16 protein-coding genes, 2 tRNA genes, 3 rRNA genes and 2 pseudogenes are annotated in these 18,820 nt (G+C 37.8%); 2 read left to right on the forward strand and 21 right to left on the reverse strand.

Annotation, left to right across the window (positions count from 1 at the left end; all coding sequences use genetic code 11):
- Positions 1–200: 200 nt before the first annotated feature.
- Both AB1422_07455 and AB1422_07460 read left to right on the forward strand, forming a co-directional pair.
- Complete coding sequence (locus AB1422_07455; protein MEW6619163.1) at positions 201–716, forward strand: phage integrase N-terminal SAM-like domain-containing protein; 516 nt, start codon at positions 201–203, stop codon at positions 714–716.
- A gap of 149 nt (positions 717–865) precedes the next feature.
- Positions 866–1,387: pseudogene (locus AB1422_07460) on the forward strand (tyrosine-type recombinase/integrase).
- A gap of 66 nt (positions 1,388–1,453) precedes the next feature.
- On the opposite strand, the gene AB1422_07465 reads toward AB1422_07460, so the two are convergent.
- The 21 genes and pseudogenes from AB1422_07465 to lnt all read right to left on the reverse strand — a co-directional run bounded on the left by AB1422_07465 (position 1,454) and on the right by lnt (position 18,566).
- Positions 1,454–1,663, reverse strand: a complete 210-nt coding sequence (locus AB1422_07465; GenBank protein ID MEW6619164.1) for a hypothetical protein — start codon at positions 1,661–1,663, stop codon at positions 1,454–1,456.
- A gap of 9 nt (positions 1,664–1,672) precedes the next feature.
- Positions 1,673–2,026, reverse strand: a complete 354-nt coding sequence (locus tag AB1422_07470) for a DUF3795 domain-containing protein (protein MEW6619165.1) — start codon at positions 2,024–2,026, stop codon at positions 1,673–1,675.
- 194 nt (positions 2,027–2,220) lie between these two features.
- Positions 2,221–2,322, reverse strand: a pseudogene (locus AB1422_07475) (GxxExxY protein).
- A gap of 835 nt (positions 2,323–3,157) precedes the next feature.
- Positions 3,158–3,781 (reverse strand): dephospho-CoA kinase, encoded by a 624-nt coding sequence (gene coaE, locus AB1422_07480; protein MEW6619166.1) that lies wholly within the window; start codon positions 3,779–3,781, stop codon positions 3,158–3,160.
- Complete coding sequence (gene galT / locus AB1422_07485) at positions 3,778–4,785, reverse strand: galactose-1-phosphate uridylyltransferase (protein ID MEW6619167.1); 1,008 nt, start codon at positions 4,783–4,785, stop codon at positions 3,778–3,780. Before galT ends, coaE begins: the two co-directional genes overlap by 4 nt.
- The gene (locus AB1422_07490) at positions 4,773–5,192 is read right to left on the reverse strand and encodes a HEPN domain-containing protein (protein ID MEW6619168.1); all 420 of its coding nucleotides are present in this window, start codon (positions 5,190–5,192) and stop codon (positions 4,773–4,775) included. The genes galT and AB1422_07490 overlap by 13 nt, the downstream gene beginning before the upstream one ends.
- A 1-nt stretch (position 5,193) precedes the next feature.
- The gene (locus AB1422_07495) at positions 5,194–6,048 is read right to left on the reverse strand and encodes an NAD(+)/NADH kinase (protein ID MEW6619169.1); all 855 of its coding nucleotides are present in this window, start codon (positions 6,046–6,048) and stop codon (positions 5,194–5,196) included.
- 703 nt (positions 6,049–6,751) lie between these two features.
- Positions 6,752–6,868, reverse strand: a 5S ribosomal RNA gene (gene rrf, locus AB1422_07500).
- A gap of 102 nt (positions 6,869–6,970) precedes the next feature.
- Positions 6,971–7,168: a hypothetical protein gene (locus AB1422_07505; protein ID MEW6619170.1), complete on the reverse strand. Its 198-nt coding sequence runs from the start codon at positions 7,166–7,168 to the stop codon at positions 6,971–6,973.
- Complete coding sequence (locus AB1422_07510; protein MEW6619171.1) at positions 7,165–7,410, reverse strand: SHOCT domain-containing protein; 246 nt, start codon at positions 7,408–7,410, stop codon at positions 7,165–7,167. The genes AB1422_07505 and AB1422_07510 overlap by 4 nt, the downstream gene beginning before the upstream one ends.
- A 9-nt stretch (positions 7,411–7,419) precedes the next feature.
- Complete coding sequence (locus tag AB1422_07515) at positions 7,420–7,794, reverse strand: aspartyl protease family protein (protein ID MEW6619172.1); 375 nt, start codon at positions 7,792–7,794, stop codon at positions 7,420–7,422.
- Between the two features lie 147 nt (positions 7,795–7,941).
- A complete protein-coding gene (locus tag AB1422_07520; protein MEW6619173.1) occupies positions 7,942–9,060 on the reverse strand; it encodes a hypothetical protein in 1,119 nt (372 codons plus the stop codon).
- Complete coding sequence (locus tag AB1422_07525; protein MEW6619174.1) at positions 9,047–9,346, reverse strand: hypothetical protein; 300 nt, start codon at positions 9,344–9,346, stop codon at positions 9,047–9,049. Before AB1422_07525 ends, AB1422_07520 begins: the two co-directional genes overlap by 14 nt.
- 294 nt (positions 9,347–9,640) lie before the next feature.
- A 23S ribosomal RNA gene (locus AB1422_07530) occupies positions 9,641–13,122 on the reverse strand.
- A gap of 136 nt (positions 13,123–13,258) precedes the next feature.
- A complete protein-coding gene (locus AB1422_07535; protein ID MEW6619175.1) occupies positions 13,259–13,456 on the reverse strand; it encodes a hypothetical protein in 198 nt (65 codons plus the stop codon).
- Positions 13,457–13,504: 48 nt separating this feature from the next.
- The gene (locus AB1422_07540; protein ID MEW6619176.1) at positions 13,505–13,666 is read right to left on the reverse strand and encodes a hypothetical protein; all 162 of its coding nucleotides are present in this window, start codon (positions 13,664–13,666) and stop codon (positions 13,505–13,507) included.
- Positions 13,667–13,690: 24 nt separating this feature from the next.
- Positions 13,691–13,766, reverse strand: a tRNA-Ala gene (locus AB1422_07545).
- Between the two features lie 48 nt (positions 13,767–13,814).
- Positions 13,815–13,891, reverse strand: a tRNA-Ile gene (locus tag AB1422_07550).
- A 267-nt stretch (positions 13,892–14,158) separates the two neighbouring features.
- Positions 14,159–15,768: ribosomal RNA gene (locus AB1422_07555) — 16S ribosomal RNA — on the reverse strand.
- Together the 16S and 23S rRNA genes with 2 tRNA genes alongside form the textbook arrangement of a ribosomal RNA operon.
- A 124-nt stretch (positions 15,769–15,892) precedes the next feature.
- Positions 15,893–16,870: a dTDP-4-dehydrorhamnose reductase gene (rfbD, locus tag AB1422_07560; protein MEW6619177.1), complete on the reverse strand. Its 978-nt coding sequence runs from the start codon at positions 16,868–16,870 to the stop codon at positions 15,893–15,895.
- Positions 16,871–16,961: 91 nt separating this feature from the next.
- Complete coding sequence (gene lnt / locus AB1422_07565; protein MEW6619178.1) at positions 16,962–18,566, reverse strand: apolipoprotein N-acyltransferase; 1,605 nt, start codon at positions 18,564–18,566, stop codon at positions 16,962–16,964.
- Positions 18,567–18,820 lie beyond the last annotated feature (254 nt).

Here is an 18,820-nt window from a genome sequence, read left to right on the forward strand (position 1 = left end):
TAGCATAAATAAAATATTCTGTCAAGAAAAATTTTAATATCAAAATTAGAAAATACTGAAAAATAACATCCTGGTATTATACTGCCTATTAGCGGTTTTTATTTTACTGCATTATAAATTTTTTTCTTGCAATTATCCCATAAATAGTGTATTATTATTATAATATTGAATTTAGAAAATACTGAAAGTGAGGATATCAGATGAATCTTCTGGAACAAGTTAGTGATGTTATGCGGAAAAAACATTACTCAATTCGTACTGAACAAACTTATGTAGAGTGGGTAAAGCGATTTGTACTTTTTCATAACAAAAAGCATCCAAAATATATGGGAGAGAAGGAAATTTCGCAGTATCTTTCTTACCTGGCAACTAAACAGAATGTTTCTGCAAGTACACAAAATCAAGCTCTTAATGCTATTGTCTTCCTCTATAAACATGTTCTTGAAATTGAATTGGGTGACTTTGGTCATATAGAGCGAGCTAAGAAACCAGAGAGGCTACCGGTAGTGATGGATAAGGCAGAAGTAAATCGTGTTTTATCAGTAATCTCAGGTACCTATGGGTTGATGGCAAAGCTCATTTATGGTTGTGGACTACGACTTATGGAATGTATCCGTTTGCGAGTTAAGGATATTGATTTTGCCCGGAATCAAGTGATTGTGCGAGATGGAAAAGGGATGAAGGATAGAGCGGTTATTAACTGGAAGTTTACATAGGATAATACCCATAAATAAGGCATGAGAATAATCGTTCCGTTAGGAACATAATATCGGTAGGAATAGATAGACAAATCAATCAGTTCCGTAGGAACGATATATTGGTAGAAAATTTAATTCTAAGTAAAGTTTTGAATAATAACTGCTATAGAGTAACTATGCTACCGGAAAGTTTAAAACCATTGCTATCAGAACATCTAAAACGGGTTAAGGTATTGCATGAACAAAACCTCAAGAATGGTGTTGGAGAGGTACATCTGCCTTTTGCGTTAGAGCGGAAATATCCTAATGCAGGTAAAGAATGGGGTTGGCAATATGTTTTCCCATCAAAGAAGATATCTAAAGACCCGCGTAGTGACAAGATGCGTCGGCATCATGTTAATGAAAGTGGGCTGCAAAGAGCAATCTATAGTACTGCTCGTGCAGTTGGTCTTTCAAAACCAGTTAGCCCTCATACATTTCGACATAGCTTTGCTACACACTTACTGGAGGCAGGGTATGATATCCGAACAGTACAGGAATTGCTTGGTCATAAGGATGTATCCACTACAATGATTTATACACATGTTATCAATAAAGGTGGGATGGGAGTACAAAGTCCACTGGATATGTTAAATGATTTCTTAAACTGTGGATATTGTTGGAAACCCTATGTAACGCTCTCAACTTAAACCGTCTAATGATAGAGTTGAGCGGCGTGCGTTAGCACGTCCGCTCCAACAATTTGTTAGGAGGTATTATAAGTCTATTTGTGAAGTATCAATATCAAATATTTCTTTGAATCCTTTTTTGCCTTTTTCTGTAACATCAAATACTGTCTTTTTACCTTCTTTTGGGCTTATCCATTCCATTTCGATTAAGCGTTTGAATAATATAGGTGCAAGTTTTCCTCCTAAATGCTCGAAGCATTTACCTACAGCAGGTAATTTCCATTTTGTTTTAGCCATTTCTTCGTCTCACTTTTTTCTTTTAATTGATTGACGCTTATATTGAGCCATATTTTCAGCATGCCCTTGTATTCCCATTTCACGAATTTGTTGAATACATGATGCTCTGTCAGATTTGAATATTAAACCGAAGATTTTAGAAAAAATATTGTTAAACTTTTTGCACTCATTAGGATTCGTAAATTCTTTACAGTCAGCACATGATGAGTATTGATTCTCAATACAGCATGATCTAATTTTGCACCATGACGCTTTTTGGTTATCGTGGCAAGCTGGGCATTTATCTCTAAGATACGCCCCGCAGTCACCACAATAAAGACCACAATATGCTACCAAATTTTGATTGGCCACAATTTCTTTCATTTTATTCTCTCTGAGAAACCTAACACTGAATTCAGCGGCGGCGGGGAGAATTGCCACTAAACTTTGTAAACATGATTACCCCTTGAGATACTACAAAACTTTCAATCACGGCACAGTCTCCCGCCGTCCGCTGCAACGAATTGTTAGGTCAATAGTAACTATTCACCACGAAGAGCACGAAGGACACGAAGATGTTACAGAACAAATCTCTTTATGCCTTCTTTCAATCTTTCCACATTGAAATTTATCAACAAGCCAACTTTAATATTTGCTAACTTTATTAGATATTTCATCAAATTTCACTTCGTGTTCTCCCTGCCCTTCATGGTTTAATCTCTTTTAGTCTAACAAGTTATTATACAGTTTTTCTGTATTTTGTCCTACTTTATCACAATTGCCTCAAATTGTCAAGAAAAGTATTGACAAAACGACAACTTTTGTATAATTCAACTGGCTAATCATACTTTTTGGGGTGTTATACAGAAAGAGGTTAATACCAGATAATTAATATACCAATGGATGTGTTCCTCCTGAAAATATCCGCAAGATTTTACCGCAGAGGACACAGATTTTTTTCTAAAAATAGATTTGGAGTGCAATGACCGTGTTATTATTGCATCATCACGGATGATGCACTCCATATTTTCATTCTCCTCGTGTTCACTTTCTGTGGACATAAAGCGTTTTCTCTGAAAATTGGGGTTTGGATTTCGGGGTTAGGGGATTTTTTTATTTCCGAATCCCGAAACCCCAATCACGAATCCCTTTATTTCTGCGTTTCATCTGCGGTAAAATCTTGCGGAATACATTAAATCTTACAGAATCCTCCACACTGTAGCACGCTAATAGAGTTTTGCAAAACCAGGAAACTGTAGTTTTTAAGCAGGTATTTAAAACCTCTATTTTTATCAATTTCCTCCAAAGTTCAAAATGCAAAACTCGTTTATAGTTTATAGTTTATAGTTGATAGTTTATGGTCTATAATAAACTATCAACTATAAACTATAAACTTGAAATTTGATTTGTAATTTTGCATTTTGATATTTAATATTTATTTGTTGTCTCCCCCAAATCCTATTTTGCAGAACGCTGTAGCACGCTAAACATATACGGTTAGATTAACCATACCGATTAAAATTGAGTTAGTGACCGCGCATTTAGTTCTTCCCACACCATTTTCACCTTTTCTGCCACCCTTTTTTTAGAGCAGTCAGTATCAATCACAAAATCCGTTAATCTAACCTTTTCGGAAAGAGGTAATTGGGCAAAAATTCTCTTTTTAGCCCCATCTATCTCTAAATTATCCCGTTTCATCCCCCGCTTAATTTGTGTTGCCTCTGATGCCGTGACAACTATTATCTTATTTACCAGCGAAACCATGTTTGCCTCGATAAGTAACGGGGCATTGATAATGATTATTTTATTTGGTGTGGTATTTTGTATCCTTTCTATTTCTTCTTTTATTTTCTGGATAATAGGGGGATGAGTGATTTCGTTTAATTTTCGTAGATAAGTCTCATTGTTAAAAGCCAAATCAGCGAGTCTGGTTCGATTAAGTGTTAAATCCTTATTTAGAATTTTTGCCCCAAAGTATTCCTTTAGATTTTGCCAGACTGGAGAATTTGGGGCAACAACCTCTCTGGCTATTTTATCGGCATCGATAATTACTGCCCCAAGGGATTGAAATATTTTGGTAACAGTAGTTTTTCCGGTAGCAAATCCGCCGGTCAACCCTACAATAAGATTTTTATTCATTCTTTTATTTCCCTTAGATTCTTTGCGGCGTCTTCAGGGATAACGGTATTGATATAAAATCCTGTGCCCCACTCAAATCCAGCCACATGGGTAATTCTGGGAATAACCTCAATGTGCCAGTGATAATCTTTTAAATTACCTGGAAGGGAAAAAGGTGTTGTATGAATTATATAATTATATGGAGGGTCGTTCAATAATTTCTTTAATTTTAGCAAGGAGAATTTTAGAATCTGGGCTAATGCTGGGATTTGTTCTTTATTAATAGTTTCATAAGACGCACAATGGACCTTAGGAAGGATACAAATTTCATACGGAAATCTGGAGGCATAGGGAGAAAAGGTAATGAAATGTTCGTTCTCCATTACCAATCGCACATTATCTCTTATTTCCTGATGAACAATGTCACAAAAAACACACCTATCCTTGAAATTATAATAGCTTAAAGCACCTCTAAGTTCTTCCTTCACGCGTTTTGGAACAATGGGTGTGGCAATTAATTGAGAATGGGGATGGTCTAAGCTTGCCCCAGCACTACTGCGATGATTTCTAAAGACGAGTATATATTTAAATCGAGCATCCTTTTTCAAATCAATCATTCTCTCCCGATAACTCAAAAGCACCTTTTCAACATAATCAGTTTCTAAGTCCTCTAAACTTTTATGATGGTTTGGTGTTTCAATTACTATCTCATGTGCCCCTACGCCATTCATCATATCATATATTCCCTCACCCTGCCTATTTAACTCTCCTTCTATGCGTAATGCAGGGAATTTATTCGGAATAGTTCTCACCCACCAACCTGGTGTATTTGGTGCAGTGCCTCGTTCACGCAGACAAAGTATTTCCGGTGGAGTTAGTGCCTCATTTCCTTCACAAAATGGACATCTTCCACTATTTATTGTGAACTCTCCTTCTGGGACATGAAAATCAGATGGTCGTTGTGCGCGCTCCGTCGCAATTATTACCCATCTACCAATAACCGGGTCTTTTCTTAACTCTGGCATTGTTTCCTCCTTTTTATTTCCTTTTTAATATATTTTTGAACACCCTTGATAAATTGTTGGGCATCATTTAACATATGCAGTGCCTTTTCTTTATCTGAGTTAAAAATCCTTCCATCATCATGTAACTTTTTAAAAGTAAGATATGGTTTAACATCTTTTTTATCAATAATCCCTGATTGCAAGAAATTTAACCCAAATTCTTCAATTGGCTGTGAATCAGTATCCGGTTCTATTTGTTTAGCGTAGAGTATGGCTCTGGCACTATGATAGACCGCATGATGCACCTTCATCATTGCCTCCGCATAATTCCCCATTTTCCACATCGTTGTGGCTAATTTTATCTTTTCTTCACCTACTTTTAATCTGACCAGAGCTTCTTCCCATAATTGTGAAGAATCCTCTCTCATCTCACTTTCTAATCCTTCCTTCCCATTTTAATTTAGTCTGCAACACTTCATAAAAACTTCTCTTTTTTGGCTTAACCAATTTTATTATCTGTTTGGCAGATGTTATCTCAATCTCATCTTGCGGATTAAGTTTCACTCCTTGTTGTCCATCAATAGTCAGCATAATCTCTTCCTCATCTGATTCTACAACAATAGTGATTTTAGAAAGATGAGGTATGACCATTGGTCGAACCGATAAGGTATGGGGACAGATAGGTGTAATGATAATTGTCTTCATTTCAGGGATAACAATAGGACCGCCCGCAGATAATGAATAGGCGGTAGAACCTGTTGGTGTTGCCACAATTATCCCATCCCCTTGATATGTTGTCAGATATTCTGTATCAATCAGAACCTTTAAGGAAATAACCCGGGCTAAAGTCCCTTTGGTAATCACGACATCATTTAATGCCTGATAAGATAATTTTTTAACTTTAGCCAATAACAGCATTCGTTCTTCAATGGTGAATTTACCTTTCAGGACATCTTTAAGCGAGGAATATAATTCTTGTTGTGTAATTTCTGTAAGAAATCCCAATCCGCCAAAGTTTACCCCAACAATCGGGATTTCTTTTTCACCCATAACCTTAACTGCATGGAGCATTGTGCCATCGCCACCTAAGGCAATAACCAGGTCTGCAGTTTTTAAGGTTGCATCTGAGACTCCTAAATCTTTCTGGTTTAATCGCCGGGCAATCGTTTTTTCCATAAGTAAATTATATTTACCTTCTTGCGACAGCCACAACCTTAATTCTTCAAGGACATTTGGAGCCTCTTTTCGATTTGGGTTAATAAAAAGGGCAATTGTGTTTATCATCTTAATATCTATTAGGGGTAAGACATTAGTACCTGTTTAGCGTGGTCAGAGAGCACAAATGAATGGTACTGACTTAGTGCAAAACCACTTCAAACATAACAAATTGTGTAATACAAAATCAAAAATTAAATATTAAAATGCAAAATGACATATCAAATATCAAAAATCTTAACTTCGTATTTAATTTATTGCCTGACAAGTATTTTTGCATTTTGCTTTGTCCTTTTGATTTTTACATTTTTGATATTTGCATTAAGCGCTTCGTGGGATATTTTACATCGGTATTCTATTATTTACCAAAGAGTTACGCCTTAAATTAGGATCATTCAGAACACGCTAAACACATACTCAGGTTTTACCCCACCAACTCTTCCTTCTGTTTTAATTATATCATACCATTTTAGATTTTGCAAGAAGTTTTTTAGGTAAGCAGGAATTCTCGGTGAAAAATTAGATAGAGGTTCATTATTCCTTATTTTTCTCTCAAAATGTGTAACCGTTCAGGGGGATAATTTACCGCAGAGACACAGAGACGCAGAGAAGATATGGAAATAAATCAGATAACATAAAAGATTATTAATGCAGACATGGAAATACATAGGACATTGTGACCAGATTTGTTAAGCGTCTCGTAAATAGATTTTAATTTTTTTCTCTGTGTCTCTGAGGTGAACAGTTACAATTACTTTTCTTTAATAAAAAATCCCGGCAATGTCTTACTCTCCCACACCGTTACCAGTGCAGTACCATCAGCGTTAGAGGGCTTAACGACCGTATTCGGAATGGGAACGGGTGTTTCCCCTCTGCCATAATCACCGGGATTTTTTTTCAATTCTATCCTGTCTATAAATTATAAAAGATATTATTCCAAAAAAAACTACAAGCATACACATTGGTATAAGAATGGCTTCCATTTTACCTTTTACACTCCTTCTTTATTAGGGAATATCAATAATGCGCATCCAAATAATAAAATAAATACTATTCCACTCCCTACTAAAAGATACATATTAACTTTTCCTGAAATAATCTGTCCCAGGATAACAATTGAAAAGATATACTCAGCAACCTTTACAATATTTTCGGCTAAAAATTTTCTCTTTTCATTTGTAATTTTCATTTTATAGGTTTTTCTTTCGTCTCTATTTTCTCTTCTCTATCCTTGTCTAAAGCAAGTAATTCATTCTTTTTCTTCTCATACTCTTCTTTAGTAATTGTTCCTGCATCTACTAATTTTTTTAATTCTATAATTTCCTGGGCAATAGTAGGTTGATTATATTCCTTCGACAGAATAGAAATCTCACTTGCACATCCAGATAGTAATAACACAGATAAATTATAAATAACTATTCTCTTCCACATAATTAATTTCTAAAATTCAGTAAACTCTCTCCTTTTAAGCCCCGATAAATCAAGTGCGCCATCTTTCGGGCTCACGCTTATTTCCCATTCTTCCATAGTTAAGGCACCGATAAGTGCATCAATTTCTTTTCCATCCACTCTTCCTAAGTTATCAATTGGAACTACCTTTGTATCGAAAGCATATCCTTCCATCTTGCCTTCCACAGCACAGTATTCCTTTACCTCTATTACTCTCCCTCCTAATGCTACTTTATAAGGTTCAGATAGCAGACGAATAGGAACACCTTCTAAGAAGTCTCTGATAATATAGGTATGCACAGAACCTGTATCAAATAGTGCATTTACCTTTCTCCCTTCTATTTCTATCTCTTTTACAATTCTCATCTTAATCTTCCTATTTTTAAAAATCTACATAGGATAACGATTTAAAAAATATATTCACCTACCTTTACAATATTTTCGGCTAAAAAATTCCTCTTTTCATTTTATAGATTTTTCTTTTGTCTCTCTTTGTTTGTCTTTTCTAAGACTTTATCCTTTTCCTAAACTTCCCATCCTTTTCCTGATTTCTCTAGGACAATAACATCCCATTTCATTATCTTTTTGCCATCTTAATTCAACAAAATTAATTGTATTCTCCCTCGAAACCTTAAAAAGATCAAATATCGTATATGATTCTCTGAATGAATTTTTTGTGACTAATTCATATCCTACCCATTCTCTAACTGGTGACTTTGGAAAGGTATAATGTAGGGAGATGTTTTTTATCTCACAATCCATTCTCACACCATCTTTTTCTATGATTATTGATCTTCTCTCTGTGACATCTTTTCTTTCCCCTCTTCTTCTATCTCTATCTCCTGGCAGAAAAACTCCTCTTCGAGCAATAAAACCCTCATATTCATCTTTCTTAATATTACTTGATAATAATCCTTTTAGACACATTTCATTTTCATCATTACTTTGAGGATATAACTTGAGTAATTTTAAGAATTCCTCCTGGGCTCTTTCAGGTATAATATCACACCTTCTTATAGAAGGAAAATAAGAATATAAATCAGGATACTTCTCATTAAAAATTTGATTAGAATAGTAAATTTCAAAGAGTGGAGTATCAAGAGACAAACCAATTTTACCAATTTTCTTCGGCATCACTTTATATCCAATTTCCTTTCCCTCTAAGTTTGTAGCTTGCTTTGCTTCTAATGTTCCAAAAAATATTGTATAGAAATCTCTTTTTGTTAAAAGAAGAGTATCATTTATTTGGCCTTCCCTCTTTAAATATCCAACATATTGATACTCTAATAATGTGTCTAATAGAAACGCTTCAAATAGTGTAGTGTTTTGAGGAAGCATAATATTTTCACTTAAGAACTCTTTTTCAAAACTTTTGATTGGTCTATGCCGTTCAAATTTAAGACCACTAATAACAAAATTATTCACACTGTCTAAAATAGATTCACCATTTTCATCACTTTTCTTAAAAAGAAGACTTGCTTCCTTTCCTTTAAATTTATATCCTATCCTTTTTAATGAATTCTCTATTAACATCATCTCAGGCATAATATTACTCCCTCTCCCTTTTTGTAAAAAAATCTCACTTTCTCTTTTTGTTGCCTGATATAAAGTATATTTACTATCTTCTTTCAAGCATCGTTCTAAATTCTCTTAAGTTTCTTTTGGGTTCTTCTCCTAAAATTTCTTCTTCTTCCCATAGAGAATTAAAAAACTCCCACGCTTCTTCATATAACATTCTTTCTGCCACTTCCTTTGTCTTTTCTATATTTGGATTTATTTTCCCAATGCCATAAAACTTTTTCAACCCTTCAAAATATGCAAATATCATTTCCTCTTCTTGTACAAACTTTATTCTCTTTTTCCATTTTTCACCTATCTTTCTTAGAAATTCTCTTTTAAGAAGCATATCTTCAGGCATTTTAATTATCCCCCTCCTAAAGCATCCTTCCCCTTCAAAATTAGATGCTTTTTTAACTTCAACTATAAGATAAATTTATTTTTTACTTATAGCGGTTATTAAGTAAAAGCGTTCCTGTTTTATGGATTATGAATTTAGGATTTGAGATTACAGTCTTCAATCCTCAATTCTTTTACCTTGTAATTCTCTATTCTTTATCTTTAATCCGTAATTCTTAAATTCGTAATTTATCAATTTGATTTTTGGTATATTATACTTTGAATAGTTACCAAAAAAGAAACAACTTAAAGTAGCACGGTCAAGTCGCACGACTTATTAGTACTGCTCAGCTCCCGATTGTCTCGAAGTTACTTAATCATCCGAAGATAATCTTGTTTCTTTTCAACAATCAGGGTTCAATAGATTACTCTACTTACACTTGCAGCCTATCAACCTGGTCATCTCCCAGGAGTCTTCAGGTGGTCTTAAGAAGTCTAAAGACCTAACTACTTGGGAATTCTCTTGCGAGAATTTCTTTTCGAAAGATTTTTAGAAGCATCAAAAGATCCTAACAGATAACTCAAAGAGAAATCTGTCCGAGATATCTAATCTTGGGGTGGGTTTCCTGCTTAGATGCTTTCAGCAGTTATCCCTTCCGAACATAGCTACCCAGCAATGCCACTGGCATGACAACTGGTACACTAGCGGTTCGTCCACTCCGGTCCTCTCGTACTAGGAGTAGCACCCCTCAAATATCTTGCGCCCGCAACAGATAGGGACCGAACTGTCTCACGACGTTCTAAACCCAGCTCACGTACCGCTTTAATCGGCGAACAGCCGAACCCTTGGGACCTGCTTCAGCCCCAGGATGCGATGAGCCGACATCGAGGTGCCAAACCCTGCCGTCGATATGGACTCTTGGGCAAGATCAGCCTGTTATCCCCGGAGTACCTTTTATCCGATAAGCGACGACCCTTCCACACAGAATCGCCGGATCATTAAGCCCTGCTTTCACATCTGCTTGACTTGTAGGTCTTGCAGTTAAGCTTCCTTGTGCCTTTATACTCTCCATGCGATTGCCAAACGCATTGAGGAAGCCTTGGGACGCCTCCGTTACTTTTTAGGAGGCAACCGCCCCAGTTAAACTACCCGCCTGACATTGTCCCTCAACTGGATTCACAGTCGTAGGTTAGAATCTAAATATAATAAGGGTGGTATCCCAAGGTTGACTCCACGCAGACTAACGCCCACGCTTCAAAGTCTCCCACCTATCCTGTACATACTATACCCAGATCCAATGTCAAGTTATAGTAAAGGTTCACGGGGTCTTTCCGTCTAGTTGCGGGTAACTTGCATCTTCGCAAATACTACAATTTCGCCGAGCCCCTCGTTGAGACAGCGCCCAAATCGTTACGCCATTCATGCAGGTCGGAACTTACCCGACAAGGAATTTCGCTACCTTAGGACCGTTATAGTTACGGCCGCCGTTTACTGGGGCTTCAGTTCAAAGCTTTAGAAAACAGGTAATTTAGTAATTAAGTGATTTCATGATAAGTCACTTCCTCACTTTTTCACTTCCTCACTCTATTCTCCTGACCTCTCTCCTTAACCGTCCAGCACCGAGCAGGCGTCAGACCCTATACATCGTCTTACAACTTAGCAGAGTCCTGTGTTTTTAGTAAACAGTCGCCTGGGCCATTTCTCTGCGACCTTTTCATGCTCAAAGAGTAAATCTTTTTACACTACTCAGGCACTCCTTTTCCCGAAGTTACGGAGTTAGATTGCCGAGTTCCTTAACGAGGGTTCTCTCGAGCGCCTTAGGATTCTCACCTCGCCTACCTGTGTCGGTTTTAGTACGGACACCTTCTAACCTGACTAGAGGCTTTTCTTGGCAGTGTGGGGTCGGTCAGTTCCCGGAAATAAATTTCCAGTCCCCGATTACCTCTTGAGGTTTAATAACAGCTCGGATTTGCCAGAGTTGTCCCTCTACAGGCTTAGACAGTCACTTCCAATCGACTGATGACCTACCCTTCTGCGTCACCCCATCGCTCATAACGGTTAAAAGATGGTATCGGAATATTAACCGATTGCCCATCGCCTACGCTTTTCAGCCTCAACTTAGGATCCGACTTACCCTGGGCGGATTAACCTTCCCAAGGAAACCTTAGGCTTTCGGCGAACGGGTTTCTCACCCGTTTTTTCGCTACTTATACCGGCATCCTCACTTCCAGTTCGTCCAGCAGTCCTCACGGTCTGCCTTCACTCTACAATGGAACGCTCCCCTACCATACATAAGTTTATTGAATTTTTGAGTTAATTGCGTTTGTTGAGTTTTTCAACTCTACAAACTCTCTAAACTCTATGAACTCTATAAACTTTTCTGTATCCATAGCTTCGGTGATGAGCTTAAGCCCCGTTATATTGTCAGCGCAGACACACTCGACCAGTGAGCTATTACGCACTCTTTAAATGATGGCTGCCTCTAAGCCAACATCCTGGCTGTTTTTGTATCTCCACATCTTTTGCCACTTAGCTCATACTTAGGGACCTCAGCTGATGGTCTGGTTTCTTTTCCTTTTGACTATGGGGCTTATCCCCCATAGACTCACTCCCATAATACCAGTAACAGCATTCGGAGTTTGATTGAGTTTGGTAACCTGGAGGGGTCCCATAGCCCATTCAGAGCTCTACCGCCATTACTTACTTTATGAGGCTGTCCCTAAAGACATTTCGGGGAGAACCAGCTATCACTGAGTTTGATTAGCCTTTCACTCCTATCCACAGCTCATCCCAAGTCTTTTCAACGACCGCAGGTTCGGACCTCCACGTGTGGTCAAACACGCTTCATCCTGGCCATAGATAGATCACTCAGCTTCGGGTCTACTAAATGCTACTAATAAATCGCCCTATTCAGACTTGCTTTCGCTACGGCTACATGGTTTTTCCCACTTAACCTTGCAACACTTAGTAACTCGCCGGTTCATTATACAAAAGGCACGCAGTCAGGCATTTCAGGATTAGATAATGGTTACTTAATCTTAGTTACCCAAGAGCTTTCTCCAAAATCCAATTTTAAACCTGCCATAGCCCTTCCACAGCTTGTAGGTATACGGTTTCAGGTACTATTTCATCCTCCTTCTGGAGTACTTTTCACCTTTCCCTCACGGTACTTGTCCACTATCGGTTGTTAGAGAGTATTTAGCCTTAGGAGGTGGTCCTCCCAAATTCCAACAGGATTTCCCGTGTCCCGTTGTACTCAGGAACTTAAACGCAGGAAGTTTATACTATTTCGCTTACAGGGTTATCACCTTCTCTGACTACTTTTTCCAAAGTGATTCAGCTATAGTATAAATTTTTGACTTCCCGGGTGCTACAATATACCTCTACCCCATTTAAGTCCTCTTACCCCTAAACTTGCAAAGTAGTATAGACTTTAACGCAAATTCAGGTTTAGGCTCTTCCGCTTTCGCTCGCCGCTACTGACGGAATCGAACATAATCATTTATTTAGTCTGTTGTTAAAAAGACAGAGTCTTAAAAACACATAACTAAATTTTTAATGATTAATTTTTTCTTTCTTTTCCTCAGGGTACTGAGATGTTTCACTTCCCCTGGTTTTCTCTTAGACTCTATGTATTCAAGTCTAAGTGATGAAGCATGACCTTCACCAGGTTTTCCCATTTGGAGATCCCCGGATCAAAGTTTATTTGCAACTCCCCGAGGCTTATCGCAGCTTATCACGTCCTTCATCGTCTTCTAACACCAAGGCATCCACCGTAGACCCTTAGTAACTTGACCATGCCACTTTAAGTTGATTCTTTTTTAAGATGCTCAAGTTTCCCATATTTAATTATCAAAGAGCGTATATTATTTATGGCTTTGTTGCCATTTACTTTCTTCTCTGTAATAACATAATCTACTTTTCCCTTCTTTCCTAACTATAATGTGAACAACCAATATATTTAACTAAAAATTTACCTTCTTTACATTGAATCATAACTTTTATATTTTTTAAACACTTCCAACACCATATTTCTGTTTCTTTTATGTCTCCTTCTTTGAAAATTTTAGAATCTATTATTACTTCACTCGACTTAGAAACTTTTTCTCTTTTTATATTTACTTTTAACAAAATATCTTACCTCCCAATAATTTCAACAACGAGATTAAAAATGTCATTTCATTCTTTCCTCTGTTGACTTATTGGAAATATTTTTAATTTACCTTCTTCCTTACAAACAGAAAATTTTTTTTTATTTAGAGCTACAATTTCGCACATTCCTTCCTTTATTTTTTCTGGATCAATTTCCAAAACTCTTTCTTTTTTTTGTTTATTTTCCATTTTTGTCACACCTCTTCTGATTTTTGGTGGAGATGAGCGGGGTTGAACCGCTGGCCTCCTGGTTGCAAACCAGGCGCTCTCCCAACTGAGCTACATCCCCTCTTTGGGTAATTGGTAACTATTTTAACCATTTACCACTTACCAAAAGTGGTGGGCCTATGTGGTCTCGAACCACAGACCTTACGCTTATCAGGCGTACGCTCTAACCACCTGAGCTATAGGCCCAAAGAAGTTATTTTAAATTTATCTTTCTGGAATGAAAATCTGTGGGAAGAAATCTTTTGATTTTTTGCTCAATTGACTCAATTTAGTGTGGGATTATTATTTTCTTCTCAATTTGTTTCATCTCTTACCTTACTTTGTAGCCCATAGCTCTATTTTTATAATAAAAATGCACAGTTTTTCTTCCTGATTTTATCTTGTATCCCTCAAAGCTGAATAGGAGTTAATAAAAGTCGTAGGGTTTTTTTGGAATTTGAGTAAACTCCTTAGAAAGGAGGTGATCCAGCCGCACCTTCCGATACGGCTACCTTGTTACGACTTCACCCCAATTATCAGGTTTACCCTCGACGACTGCCTCCTTTGCAGGTTAGCCCATCGGCTTCAGGTATAACTGACTTTCGTGGTGTGACGGGCGGTGTGTACAAGGCCCGGGAACGTATTCACTGCGACTATGCTGATTCGCGGTTACTAGCGATTCCGACTTCATGAAGGCGAATTGCAGCCTTCAATCCGAACTGGGGCTGGCTTTTTGAGATTGGCTCCCCCTCGCGGGTTGGCAACCCTTTGTACCAGCCATTGTAGTACGTGTGTAGCCCGGGACATAAAGGCCATGAGGATTTGACGTCATCCCCACCTTCCTCCAGTTTATCACTGGCAGTCCTCTTAGAGTGCCCAGCATAACCTGATGGCAACTAAGAGCAAGGGTTACGCTCGTTGCGGGACTTAACCCAACATCTCACGACACGAGCTGACGACAACCATGCAGCACCTGTGTTGACTCCCAGGAAAACCCGGGTCACTTCCCTTTCAGGTCATTACCATCAACATGTCAAGCCCCGGTGAGGTTCTTCGCGTTGCGTCGAATTGAACCACATACTCCACCGCTTGTGCGGGCCCCCGTCAATTCCTTTGAGTTTCAACCTTGCGGCCGTACTTCCCAGGCGGACCATTTAATGTGTTAACTTCGGCACGGAAAGGGTCGATACTTCCCACACCTAATGGTCACCGTTTAAGGCCAGGACTACCGGGGTATCTAATCCCGTTCGCTCCCCTGGCTTTCGCGCCTCAGTGTCAGTATCAGACCAGAGAGCCGCCTTCGCCACCGGTATTCTTCCCGATATCTACACATTTCACCGCTACACCGGGAATTCCGCTCTCCTCTTCTGTACTCAAGTAAGGCAGTTTCAAAGGCAATTTTAAAGTTAAGCTTTAAAATTTCACCTTTGACTTATCTTACCACCTGCACGCCCTTTACGCCCAGTGATTCCGAATAACGCTTGCCTCATACGTATTACCGCGGCTGCTGGCACGTAGTTGGCCGAGGCTTCTTCTGATAGTACCGTCAGCGTAGAGAAATTCCCTACTTTTCGTCCTATCTGAAAGGGCTTTACAATCCGAAAACCTTCATCACCCACGCGGCGTCGCTGCGTCAGGCTTTCGCCCATTGCGCAAGATTCCCCACTGCTGCCTCCCGTAGGAGTCTGGACCGTATCTCAGTTCCAGTGTGGCCGAGCACCCTCTCAGGTCGGCTACCCATCATTGTCTTGGTAAGCCATTACCTTACCAACTAACTAATAGGAAAGAAACTCATCTCAAAGTGATTATCCTTGCGAATGACCTTTCATTTTTAAAACATGCATCTTAAAAATTATATCCACTATTAGCATCCCTTTCGAAATGTTATCGTGGTCTTTGAGGTAGATTATCTCTTTATTACTCACCCGTTCGCCACTAACTAACCTAAGGTCCAAGATAAGGAGTTCCGGATATAAATACCCTTCGCTCTAACTCTCAAACCTTATTATGTTAGTCCGTTCGACTTGCATGTGTTAGGCACGCCGCCAGCGTTAATTCTGAGCCAGGATCAAACTCTCCATAAAAATTTGTTTTTTACTTTTGTTTTCCCCTAAGGCTAAAACTCCTATTCAGTTTTCAAGGAACATTCCTCTGATTATAAGTATAACACTTCGTCTGTTTTTTGTCAAGTGTTTTTTTATATTTTTTTTAAAAAATTTCTTTTTCCCCGTAACTATCTAAATTTATTAAAGTTGCAAAAGATGGATTTGGGAAATCCCTTTTTACATCCTCGTGTCGGGTTGAAGAAATAACACAACTGTAACGAGTTTTTAATATTTCTAACCCCTCTTTTGGTGATAATAATTTCGTTTTTATTTCGTTTTGCACCTTGTCAATTTTAAGTCCTGCTTTTAGTGGTCGTGGAGCCTTTTGCCCCAGTTCTAATGTCGTTTTAGGAACTATCAAACTTTTATTTAACCCCAAAATCTCTGCTGACAAAATAGCAAATTCAAACCTATTCATCACCTCGCTACCAACTACATTGTAGATACCTCTTTTATCCCTTTGAATCAGTTCAATCGTTGCCTCTACCAGATTATCTCTGAATGTAGGACTACCAATTTGATCTACCGGGATATTCATTATCTCCCCATTTGTGTTTTTTCGAATAAGTTGCATAATAAAATTTTTACCATCTCTATCATAGCCATAAACAACTGTAGTTCTAATAATGAGGTAATCGTGCAAATTATCTATAATTGCCCTTTCTGCCTCTAATTTTGTTCTGCCATAATAACTAATTGGATTGGGCAAATCAACCTCTGAATAAGGTCCTGCTTGTCCATCAAAGACATATTCTGTTGAGAAGAAGACGAGTTTTGCCCCAATTTCTTTAGCCATCAAGGCTACATTTGTTGTGCCTAAAACATTTATTTCAAAGGCCTCTTTTTGATGGTCTTCGCAATAATCTACATAAGTAAGTGCGGCAGCAAGAATAATCACGCTCGGTTTTATTTCTCTAATTAGTCGCTCAACACCTTCTCTATCGGTAATATCTAAATACTGAAGTTCATCCTTTACTTGCTGTTGCGGGTAGGATGTTCCGATAACCTCATTCTCTTTTGATAAAATTTCATACAAAAGACTGCCAACAAATCCCGATGCTCCAATTATTAGTATTGTCATCTTTACTCCTTACTGTTGGTGATTGATGATTGGTAAACCCTGATATTAAAAGTATACTCGATTGAAAGATAAATGTCAAATGTTTTTTACATTATCCAATCTTCTGACCACTTCCCACAAATATCAATACTCCACATAGTATTAGACAGCTAAAGGCAAATATGTCTCCAAATTTTGTATAAAATGTCCTTTTATTCATCGGAGAGATATTAGAAATAATCACCCCTTCTTTGCCTATATCCAGAATTTCTTTAACCTCACCATAGGGGGTAATAATCGCCGATATACCGGTATTACCTGCTCTTAAAAAATACCTTTTGTTTTCCACAGCACGAAATATATCCATCGTAAAATGTTGATAATAAGAACCCTCTGTCCGCGACCAGGCATCATTAGTAATATTTACGATAAACTCTGCCCCATTTTTTACAAATCTGCGGGTCAAATCACCAAATATCCCCTCATAACAGATAAGCACATTAAATCTTGCTGGTTTTTGAAACACGGTTAATTTTTTACCAGGTGAATAATAGCCTGCTTGCGGAAGTATCTTTCTCATAATTGGCAGAATACCTTCTAAAGGAAGCATTTCACCATAAGGCACAAGATGTATCTTGTCGTAGAGCTCAATTATTTTCCCTGAATTTGAGAATAAAAAGGCACTATTGTAATATTCGGTTTTTGTATTTTTAAACTCAATATGAGGTGCGCCAACAAGTAAATATGTTCGCATCTCCTTTGCCAGAGAAGATAATCTTTCTCTCAAAGAAGTAAGGAGATGAGGTGAATCAAGAATGGCGGTTTCGGTCCAGATAACCAGAGATGGTTGTTGATTTTTTGCCTTTCTGGTCAGACGAATTAGACCTTGAAGAATCTTCTCCTGGTTGATACTCCAATCCCAGCTTTTTTCTATGCCAATATTGCTTTGAATAATAGCTACCTTTAAATCAGGGACAGATAACCCTTTTTGCATCACCATAAATCCATAAATGTAATACCCAACAATCACCAGGAGACAAAAAGGTAAGGCAAAAGGAATTCGGATATATTGATGGCTAAAAATTGGCTTTTGGGATTTTAATCTTTGAGTTTTCACCTCTGTGAGTCGTTGCAACTGAAGTAAAACTACCGCCACGGCTGAATTAACTAAAAGAATTAAGAAAGAAATGCCAAAAACACCTGTTTTATCTGCTATTTGAATAAGCATAAGATTTTGATACTGGGAATAACCTAATATTCCCCACGGAAAACCACCAAACGGGAAAAAAGACCGGATAAACTCAATTGCTACCCAAACCAGAGGGGCAAGTAATACTTTAAAAAGCCTTATTTTATTGTCAAGAAATTTAACGATTAATCCAAAAAAACCAATGTAACTTCCTAGAGTTAAAATAATCAGAAGCCAACCAATGCTTAACATCCATGCAGGGACGAGATAGAGTTTTATCCCGGCTATCCAGTAAAGTAATCCACCAAAGAAAATCACCCCTGTCAGAAAACTAAAAATAAAATTTTTTAGTCGTCCTTGTTCTAACTTTAAAACTATCAATAAAGGAACCAACCCAATAAACGCCATTCCTGATAGGTTAAATGGCGGGAAGGCAAAAATTAAAAGGATACCCGAAAGTAGTGATAAAAAAAGTTTCAGGATAAAAAATAACATCTTGACTTTTAGTATATCAAATTTTATCCTCATTTGTAAATAAATTTTTTCGACCTGTGAAATAGGTCGACCTGGGAAAACAAAATTATACTCCACTGCTTGGTGTAAGAAAAGGAGATATGGGGATTATGGAGATAAGGAGATAAATTCATTCTAAAATTTTGCGACCTGTGCGGTTGGGAATTATCAATAATGATGGGATAAGAAGTTAAAGAAAAGCGTTAATTTTGCCGATATAAATGGTAGCAACAATAAAAAAAGGAGGGCTACCAAATGGGAAATTATAA

This window comes from bacterium (genome assembly GCA_040757115.1).
Taxonomy (GTDB): domain Bacteria; phylum UBA9089; class CG2-30-40-21; order CG2-30-40-21; family SBAY01; genus JBFLXS01.